Below are 9,075 nucleotides of genomic sequence, written 5' to 3' on the forward strand. Positions count from 1 at the left end.
GACGGCATGACGCCGAAACGCTACTGGGACAACTGGACCGAGCAAAACCAATTAGCTATCGCATAGACACTGGACTGCTAACGGGGGCCCAACCAACACCACTCGACCCGTTCAGCAGACCGCGAACTTCCGGCACCGATTTTGTAATGCTTGGCGTGTACGCGCCAATGTAACGTCCAACAGGGTTGGTGATACATTCTCCTGATGCGGATTGGATACGGACGGGTCTCCACCCGTGATCAGCACGCCGAAGCCCAGCATGACGCGCTGGCCGCGGCCCGGGGTGTGACCAGGTGTTCGTCGATGTGGCCTCGGGCAAACTAGCCCGCCGGCCTGAGCGGTGTGCGGGCCCTTGATGATGAACCCGCACTCCGCTCAGTAAAGGAGTGGTTATTGACCGGGTCACCGGTTCAAACACGCTCCTTGTTTTGTGTTTAGGCTGCGGTAAAGTTTTCGTTCTTTGCGCGCCGGCGGACCACCACGACGGAGGCAGTGCCGGCTGCGAGTGCGCCAGCGCCCACCAGGACCCACAGGACCAAACTGGAATCCACACCCGTGCTGGCCAAGCCAGCACCGGTATTGGCCGGCGGTGCCCCGCCGGTGTTGGCCAAGCCCGCAGGTGCGGTGACAACCACTGTCGCGGAGACGGTGTGGCCGGAGGTTGCCCCCACAGCGGTCAGCACGTACGTCCCGGGCGTGTTCAACGTGATGGTGACCGAGAACGCACCGGAGGCATTTGCCACGGTCGAAAGAGTCAGCGGCGCCAGCGGAAGCACCCCGGGAACTGCCATGGTCACTGCCCCGCCGCCCCCGGGAGCCGCGGCGCCCTGCGCTGTAGCGGTCTGGGTGACGGTGATATTAATGGTCTCCCCCGGCAGGAACCCGGTTCCGGAGAACACGACGGATCCGCCCGCGGAAATGGTGCCACTGGAAACGCTCCCCTGCGGGGGCGGCGCCGGATAAGTTGTGGCCAACGCCGGCGCCGAAGCGCCCAACACAATAGTGCCCACGAATGCGAGCACGACAAGTAATTTCTTCAATTTTTCCCCTGAGACCTTTGGTGCATGGCTGAGACCTGATACACATTGCAGACCGTTTCCCCCGAAATAACCCTCACTATCACCGACCGCAAGAGCCTGGACCACCAGCTCAGCGCCGCCGTGGCAATGGTCCGCGATCGGGCCATTGCCCGGCGGCGGCAGGGAATCCCGGCCACCAGACACGGCCGGCCCGGATCTCTTCACCATCGCCCTCAGTGACGACGTTACCTTTGGCCTCACACGCGAACACCAGAACTGGGAGTCGAGTATTTCTTCGGCGGTCTTGGTCCAGATGAACGGGCCGGGTATGTTTCCTCCCGGCATTGGCGGTTCCGAGGATGTTGAGGGGCAGCGGATGTGGGCCCAAGGTAGACCCGGGCTGCCGGGGATGGGGGCCCACCCGGCCGACGGTATTGAAGGAAAACCAAACCTAAAGAGACCAACCACTACACAAGTGGAACCGGGCTGCCCGGACCCTGGTCCCCGGCCTGCGTTGTCATGCCTGATCTTCGACGCCGTGATGCACTTGTGGCCAGCCAGGCATCCTCGTCCTGGCACGCCAGCAGAACCGCAGAAAGTTGCTCAGGGAACGCGAAAGGTGGGAACGCGAAAGGTGGCCCGGGCGGCTTCGGGGCCGAATCCGGGCCAGGTGACGGTACGGGTTTAAGCCGTGGCGGTGGGCATGGGCTGGGACGACTGCGCCAAGATACGGCGGGATATATACTGGATGAACCGCATCGCTCCACTTTCCTGGATGCCATATCGCTCGGGAAATCCTGGGGATCAAATAGCAGGGTACTTTCCACGAAAAACGCGTGAAGCGCTCTCCGCCGGGCCGGCCAATCGTTTACCCGGCAGACGGGTAAGACCTGCTCCATCACTACATCCAGTTGGTTCTACCCGGGAAAAGTGGGGAAGGCATGGTGGTGATCCATAGCAAAAATCGGCGCGCGCACGCCGTGGCCGAGGCAATCCAATCCGGAGACCTGTTGACATCTAGGCGGCTGCTGCGTGAGAACCCGGGCCTGGCGAAGGCAAGTTTTGGCCCCGGCCCGCGCGGCGCCGAACGCACTCTGCCGCATGTAGCCACCGAACCGAGGGCGCGCCATCCCAACGGCGCCGGCACGGCGCTGCACTGGGCCGCGTCCACCAACGACGTCGCCGCGCTGGATGCACTGCTGGATGCCGGCGCCGACATTGAGGCCCCCGGCGGGACCTTCGGCGGGGGCACCCCGCTGGGAGACGCCGTCGGTTTCGGGCAGTGGCAGGCAGCACGCCGCCTTATCGAACGCGGGGCACAGACCACGCTTTGGCAGGCGGCCGCCTTGGGCCTGCGATCCCGCATTCGCGATTGCTTTCCAGACGGGGCGCACCCCGCACGGGAAGAGGTTGACGCCGGTTTCTGGTACGCCTGCCGCTGCGGACAATTCAACTCCGCGATCTTCATCCTCCACGAGGGAGCGGACCTTAACCGGATCCCTGAGTGGAAAGAGCAGACCCCCCTTGATGCGGCGTGCTTGAGCGGCGAAAAGGACCTCGTTCAATGGCTGCACTCCCACGGCGCCCGGCCCGCGACCGACCTGAGGTAGCCAAAAGATCGGCGATGCGTGGCCATCGCACCATCCCCTTTTCGACAATGGTCACCGGCCCGGCACGGAAGGCGGCGCGTCACCGCGCAAAAGCCGGTCCCCGCCGCGACATTTTCTGGGCAATACCGGAGAAGCGTCCACGCCCCCGGACCGCTGTTCTTCACCGTCAGAAGACGGGACGCCGAATTCAACTCCCGGCTTCATCCACGCCTGCACGCCCGGGGCATCGGCGAGACCGCCCTGCTGAGCCCAGCCCAGGACAAAGCGCAACAGCAAGGGTGGATCGTCATAGGCTTCATCGTGACCACGCAGCTGCCGCCCGAACGCCAAGTGGACTGGCGACGGCTGGACGGCCTGCTCCTGAGCCTGCTCGCGGACAAAAGGACCGGGCTGCTCTTTAACGTCGATGAGATTCACTCGGCGGATCGCACGGAACTGTCCCAGCTGGCGGCAGACGTCCACCATTTCATCAGGGACGGCCTTCCGATAGGCTTGATCTTCGCCAGCCTTCCAGCAGCGGTGTCGGATCTGCTGAATGAGGGAGTCGCCACCTTCCTTCCTGCGCCGGGCAGACCGAATTGACCTCCATGCCGCGGACGTGAAGGAAGTCGAGCGTTCCTTCTCCCACACTTCGAGCAAGACGGAATTAGGATCACCGACGAGGAGATCCGACGCGGCCGAGGCTCGCTAGCTGACGCGCGGCACCTATCTGATGACGAGGCACCTTCGCGTCATCGTTTGGGAGGATCGCGGCTCGTCGCTCACGGAACTGCGGGCCTGCCGGAGGTGCGTTCCCGGCAGCGTGTGGGACTAGGACGCCTTATCGAACCGCACGAGAGATCGCACGACGCCGCCGATGGTGAGGCGGCGGAAGTCTCTGGAAAGGTAAAGGGCCATGGCCGCTGCGTTACTGCTGTCGATAGTGACGGCGACAGTGCCTCGGCCGATGGAATGGAGGGTGTGCATGCAGTGGTGCAGGAGCTCTTCGGCCAGTCCCTGACGGCGGTGATCGGGGTCGGTGAAGAGCTCGGCGATGAATGCCGCCGTGGATTTTTCGGTCCCTGACGTGGTGTCCGTAGTGATAATGGCGGCAGCGATTCGTCCGTCCGGGGCAGCAGCGACGAGGGATGCTTCGGTGACGGGGCAGCCATGGACGCCATCGAAGAGAGCACGGATCCGTCCTGGATCCCCGCCGTGCCCAGAGGCAGCGTCCCCGACATAGGCGCGCGAATAGACCCGGGCGACTTCGGGAAGATCCCCGGGCTCTATAGGCCGCACAGGGACCCTCGACGGCCTGCTCTCCGGCGGCCCGGTCAGCGCAGCCAACGTAATCAACGGATTCATGACAACCCGGCCTTCCGTTTCGCGGATGACATCCTTGAACATAGTCTCCATCCTCCCCGCCGCCCACGGAAGAGATGCGGGTCTCAGGGTTTTACCGGGGGGCAAGCCTCGATCGTTTCCCAGAGGCAGTTGCCGGGGAGGCAGTACCCCCGACTTGCCAAATTTTTGTGTGATGGCGCATCTGGCAACAGCTTCTCTCCGCTTGCCGGAGACCGGTGGGAGCCGTTCCACAGTGCCACCGTCCCACTCGGAAAGCCTGAGGAAAACCTTCCAGCTCGGCCCCTGTTTAAGCGCCCGGGAAACGCTTCTTCTCCCCTGCACATGCCCGGTTTTCAGGAGTAGGATTTGGGTGTCGGCAGGATTCCTGCGACTCCTTGCCGCGGGCCGGTTCTCCGCCCTGAAGAGCCGGCGTTCAGCGTGAAAGGGAGAGCAATGACTACCGCTTCACACCCCGCCCGGCACCACCACGTGATGGGCCTGACGCTGTACAACACGGCCATTGGCTTTGGTGTTGTCTTCCTGCTGGTTGGGGTCCTCGGGTTCATCCCGGGCATCACCAACGATTACGGCGCCATGAGCTTCGCCGGGCATGCGTCCGGGGCCATGCTGCTGGGAGTCTTCCAGGTGTCCGTGCTGCACAACATTGTCCATTTGCTGTTCGGCGTTGCCGGCATTCTCATGGCCCGGACAGCCCAGATGGCCCGCTGGTTCCTGCTGGGCGGCGGCGCCGTGTACCTGATCCTATGGATCTACGGCCTGGTCACCGGAAATAACGCCGGCGCCGACTTCGTCCCGCTCAACTCCGCCGACAACTGGCTCCATCTGGTGATCGGCGCCGCCATGATCGGGTTGGGCCTGTGGCTCGGCCGGGACACCCTGGACGAGGCCAAGCGGAGCACCCCATAGCCCGCCACCCCCGATCCGCACCAACGAACGGCGCGGCAGTCCGAGGCAAGGGAAACCCAGCCTGGCTCATCGAAATTCACCAGCCCGGAGGGACGGGCTGGTGAGGAGCTCCTGATCCCGCACCGCACCGCTACCCGGGGGCTGGCACCAGCGTGGGCATGACGCCCTGGACTCCATGACCCCTCAGCGCTCATCAATCACCAGTGACCCTTCCTTCGGCGCAGGCCGTCACCCCGTCCTGGGGTCCCGGGTTTCAGTTCCCTGATCCTGGCGGTGGCCTGTTCTTCGGCCGCGGGCAGACTCCCTACCGGGACAGGTTCGGAGAAGAAGTAGCCCTGCAGGCAGTCACAGCCAAGGCGCATCAGGTGCAGGGCCTGGGCTGTGGTTTCCACACCCTCGGCCGTCATCTTGAGCCCGAGGTGGTGTGCCATGGCCGTCATGGAGGCCAGGATCGGGAGGGTTTCGGCGCCGGTGATGATCACCGACACAAATGACCGGTCAATTTTGAGGATGTCCACCGGGAGGTCCTGGAGGCGCCCCAGGGATGAATACCCGGTACCGAAGTCATCGATGGCGACCCGGATGCCTTCATCACGGAGCAGCCCCAGCTGGGTGGTGATATGCGGGACGGCGTCAAGGAAAATACTTTCGGTGACTTCCAGGATCAGCTGATCCGCGCGGACTCCTGCAGCGGTCAGGGTCTCCAGAACAGTCCGGGCATAGCCTGGCCCGCGCAACTGCATGGCAGAGACGTTCACCGCGATGGAGCGTTCCGGGTCCTCAGTGAGCCAGGCCCGCATATCGGTGCAGGCACGGGTCAGGATTTGTTGGCCAAGGACGTTGATCAGCCCGGTGCTTTCCGCCGCCGGGATGAACTCCGCGGGCGGGATGTTCCTGCCGGGGCTTTCCCAGCGGGCCAGCGCCTCGACCCCGGTGACCGTGGCACTGGCTGCGCTAAGGACGGGCTGGTAATGGACGCTGATCCCGCCGTCCTGAACCGCTGCCCGCAGCCCCGCTTCCAGATCGTTCCGGGCCAGCAATGTCATCATCATCTCCGGGTCGAAGTGCAGATACCGGTTCTTCCCCGCGGCTTTGGCCGCGTACATGGCAATATCGGCCCGGCGCATCAGATCCGGAATATGGTCCAGGCCCTTGGTGCCGGTCACCCCGACACTCACACCGGGGTGGAGTTCGTGCCCGTGCAGGGCAAAGGGCGCGTTCATCACGCCTAGAACCCGGGCGGCCACCGCATCGGGATCCGGGGTCGCGGTCAGCAGGATCACGAATTCGTCCCCGCCGAGCCGGGCGACGGTATCGGCTGGGCCCAGGCAGCGCCGCAGCCGGTGCCCGGCCTCGACCAGCAGTTCATCCCCCGCCTGATGTCCCAGAACATCATTGATTTCCTTGAAGTCGTCCAGATCCAACAACAGCACGTGGATACCGGCCCGGTCCCCGGCAGCCAACGCCTGTTCCAGACGGTCCCGGAACAGGACCCGGTTCGCCAACCCTGTCAGCGGATCCCGGAACGCGAGAAGCTTCAATTCGGCCGCCTGCCGGCTAAGGTCACACAACGCATTGTTGGCCTGTTCCTCGGCCCGGATCCGGGCGGTGACGTCCCGGAAGCTCCAGACCCGTCCAACGACCGTGTCCCCGACCCTTTGCGGTCTCGAGTACCGTTCGAAAATCCTCCCGTCAACGAAGTCCAGCCGGTCCAGGCTCTCAGCGGACGGGTCGGCGTACAGGGCCTTCACTTTCGCGACGAAGGCGTCCGGGTCCGTGAGCTGGTCCAGGACGCAGGCCATGACCTTCCCGTCATCGCCCGAGGCCAGCAGATCCGCAGGGATGCCCCACATGGCAACGAAGCGTTCGTTCGCCCCGGCGATCCTCCCCTCGGCGGTGACCACCAGAATCCCGTCCGCGGTGGACTCCAGAGTCGCGCTGACCAACGAAAGCGCCTCCCGCAGGGCCGTGTCGCTGCGTCTGCGTTCGCTCACATCCCGGATCGAGGCCACCACCCCCGAGTACCCAGGGGAGCTCAGCGGCGCAACATTGACCTCCATCGGGAACTCCGTCCCGTCCCGGCGCAAACCAAACAAATCCGGATCCCCCCCAAAGGACCCTCCCCTGATCTCTTCGAGGTGTCTCTGGAACCGTTCAGGCAGCAGCGTGCCGTAGTGCCGCCCCAGCAACCACTCCCGCCGATAACCAAACAGCATCTCCGCAGCTGCATTGAGGTACATGATCGCCCCGGCCTCGACGATGACCACCAAGGCATCCGGTGCGAACTCCGCAACATCAAGGCAGGACCAGCTTTTCAGGTCCGCAACCGGGGCAGCAGAGACACCCTCCCAGGCCGTCATGCCCTGACCCCGGGAAGCCGTACGGGCCCGGGGACGAGATCAGAGACCAGACCCGTCCCCGCGCACTCACGCACTTCACGGATCCCGGCCACCGCGGCAGCCTTGTCCACGAAAGGCCCCGAGACCGCCAACACCGCCCCATCAGGGGCCATCAAACGGAACCTGTGACAAGATCCAGCATCAACAAAAAGCTCGAACCTTCCAGCCACTGCATCCCCCAAGCCGGGAACCCTCGTCCCCCGTACGCGCCCCGCAACGGACATTGAACAAGACAAACCATTTGTCCCCGGCCAGTCTCCGGCCTGCAAATCCCTCGGGCAGCCCCCACACTTCCGGAGGACCCGGAGTTGAGCATGACTCCAAAGAAGCGGGGCAGGTCTGCGGGGGCTTTGAATGGCGCACTCCGGTCAATAAAGGAGTGCTTGTTGACTGGATCGCCGGAAATAAGCATCCTGCTTGTTTTGTGTTTAGGCTGCGGTGACGTTTTCGTTCTTTGCGCGCCGGCGGACCACCACGACGGACGCGGTGCCGGCTGCGACTGCGCCGGCGCCCACCAGGACCCACAGGACCAGGCTGGAATCCACTCCCGTGCCGGCCAAGCCGGCGCCGGTATTCGCCAGCGGTGCCCCGCCGGTGTTGGCCAAGCCCGCGGGTGCGGTGACAACAACTGTCGCGGAGACGGTGTGGCCGGAGGTTGCCCCCACAGCGGTCAGCACGTATGTCCCGGGCGTGTTCAACGTGATGGTGACCGAGAACGCACCGGAGGCATCTGCCACGGTCGACAGAGTCAGTGGCGCCAGCGGCAGCACCCCGGGCGCCGCCATGGTCACTGCCCCTCCGCCGCCAGGGGCCGCCGCGCCCTGCGATGTAGCGGTCTGGGTGACGGTGATATTAATGGTTTCCCCGGGCAGGAACCCGGTTCCGGAGAATACGACGGAGCCGCCCGCGGAAATGGTGCCACTGGAAACAGACCCCTGCGGGGGCGGCGCAGGATAGGTGGTGGCCAACGCCGGCGCGGAAGCGCCCAGCACAACAGTGCCCACGAACGCGAGCACGACGAGTAATTTCTTCAATTTTTTCCCCTGAGACCTTGGTGCCTGGATGAGACCTGATACACACAACTCACGGGGTAAGGAGACCCCGGCCCCACACAACCATGACTGAGATCTGACACCCCTTGACTCAAGAAGTGTTACATCATAAGTAAGCTTATTTCAATATAAATCCAAGGTTTTTATAAAAATAGTTGTTATTCCATCATCCTGCGTGATTACATCCCCCCATGCCACCAGAAGATTAAGCAACACAGTCATCCAAATACGCTGCTCCGCGGAAAACGGACCGGAGCCATCGAAGCGATCACTCGCTCAGCGAGGCACCTCGTATCCCAGTCCTTTCGAACCATGGAGTTCATGGACTCTGCCCGGCGGCCAGTTCCGATGGTGGACCTTGTGGTTGTGCGTCCGCACGGCGTATACCGTGGTGGCGGTTGTGGTACTAAGGGCCCGGGGCTATGCTGTGCGTGTCCCCAGGCTCCTGCGGGGACACGACAGGTTCGGCGAGGTCTCGGCACGAAGCGGCACAGGGCCAAGGCGATGATTGTCGCCCAGACCACGGCCGCCCACCCCCTCCCGTGCACGGGAGGCCAGTTCACGCCGTTGTCCGTACTGGAGGACGCGGCCAGCCTCCGTCCAGGAAGCAGTCCCACATGTCCATCCATCCCTCCCCTAAGCGTTCCCTGTGGGCCATCACGGCCCTTGTCGGGCTCATCGTCGGCCTCTTCGGTACTGCTCCGGCCCAGGCGTCCGCCACGGAGGACCCCCATGCCGTCACCTG

At 63.9% G+C, this 9,075-nt stretch carries 8 protein-coding genes; 3 read left to right on the plus strand and 5 right to left on the minus strand.

Translation table 11 applies throughout. The annotated features are described in order from the left end of the window. Window positions 1-434: 434 nt before the first annotated feature. Window positions 435-1,040, minus strand: coding sequence for an LPXTG cell wall anchor domain-containing protein (locus AB0313_RS21755; RefSeq protein WP_366308387.1), 606 nt, complete (start codon window positions 1,038-1,040; stop codon window positions 435-437). Window positions 1,041-1,966: 926 nt separating this feature from the next. Between AB0313_RS21755 and AB0313_RS21760 the strand changes: the two genes are divergently transcribed. Beyond that, complete coding sequence (locus AB0313_RS21760) at window positions 1,967-2,629, plus strand: ankyrin repeat domain-containing protein (protein ID WP_366308389.1); 663 nt, start codon at window positions 1,967-1,969, stop codon at window positions 2,627-2,629. Window positions 2,630-2,929: 300 nt separating this feature from the next. Further along, complete coding sequence (locus AB0313_RS21765) at window positions 2,930-3,211, plus strand: hypothetical protein (protein WP_366308391.1); 282 nt, start codon at window positions 2,930-2,932, stop codon at window positions 3,209-3,211. A 228-nt stretch (window positions 3,212-3,439) separates the two neighbouring features. On the opposite strand, the gene AB0313_RS21770 is transcribed toward AB0313_RS21765, so the two are convergent. Then, complete coding sequence (locus AB0313_RS21770) at window positions 3,440-4,015, minus strand: GNAT family N-acetyltransferase (protein WP_366308393.1); 576 nt, start codon at window positions 4,013-4,015, stop codon at window positions 3,440-3,442. A gap of 390 nt (window positions 4,016-4,405) precedes the next feature. Between AB0313_RS21770 and AB0313_RS21775 the strand changes: the two genes are divergently transcribed. After that, window positions 4,406-4,879 (plus strand): DUF4383 domain-containing protein, encoded by a 474-nt coding sequence (locus AB0313_RS21775; protein ID WP_366308395.1) that lies wholly within the window; start codon window positions 4,406-4,408, stop codon window positions 4,877-4,879. Window positions 4,880-5,076: 197 nt separating this feature from the next. On the opposite strand, the gene AB0313_RS21780 is transcribed toward AB0313_RS21775, so the two are convergent. The 3 genes from AB0313_RS21780 to AB0313_RS21790 form a co-directional block, all read right to left on the minus strand. Further along, window positions 5,077-7,239, minus strand: a complete 2,163-nt coding sequence (locus AB0313_RS21780) for an EAL domain-containing protein (protein ID WP_366308397.1) — start codon at window positions 7,237-7,239, stop codon at window positions 5,077-5,079. Further along, window positions 7,236-7,502, minus strand: a complete 267-nt coding sequence (locus AB0313_RS21785; protein WP_366308399.1) for a YegP family protein — start codon at window positions 7,500-7,502, stop codon at window positions 7,236-7,238. Before AB0313_RS21785 ends, AB0313_RS21780 begins: the two co-directional genes overlap by 4 nt. Before the next feature lie 204 nt (window positions 7,503-7,706). Further along, entirely contained in the window at window positions 7,707-8,312 is a 606-nt protein-coding gene (locus AB0313_RS21790) for a peptidase (protein ID WP_366308401.1), read from the minus strand. Between the last annotated feature and the right edge of the window lie 763 nt (window positions 8,313-9,075).

This window comes from Pseudarthrobacter sp. NPDC080039 (assembly GCF_040702335.1).
GTDB lineage: Bacteria > Actinomycetota > Actinomycetes > Actinomycetales > Micrococcaceae > Arthrobacter > Arthrobacter enclensis_A.

Bases quoted from the DNA above. Each gene is read 5' to 3' on its own strand.
- AB0313_RS21770 (WP_366308393.1), bottom strand. From the start codon at position 4,015: ATGTTCAAGGATGTCATCCGCGAAACGGAAGGCCGGGTTGTCATGAAT.
- AB0313_RS21775 (WP_366308395.1), top strand. From the start codon at position 4,406: ATGACTACCGCTTCACACCCCGCCCGGCACCACCACGTGATGGGCCTG.
- AB0313_RS21780 (WP_366308397.1), bottom strand. From the start codon at position 7,239: ATGACGGCCTGGGAGGGTGTCTCTGCTGCCCCGGTTGCGGACCTGAAA.
- AB0313_RS21785 (WP_366308399.1), bottom strand. From the start codon at position 7,502: ATGTCCGTTGCGGGGCGCGTACGGGGGACGAGGGTTCCCGGCTTGGGG.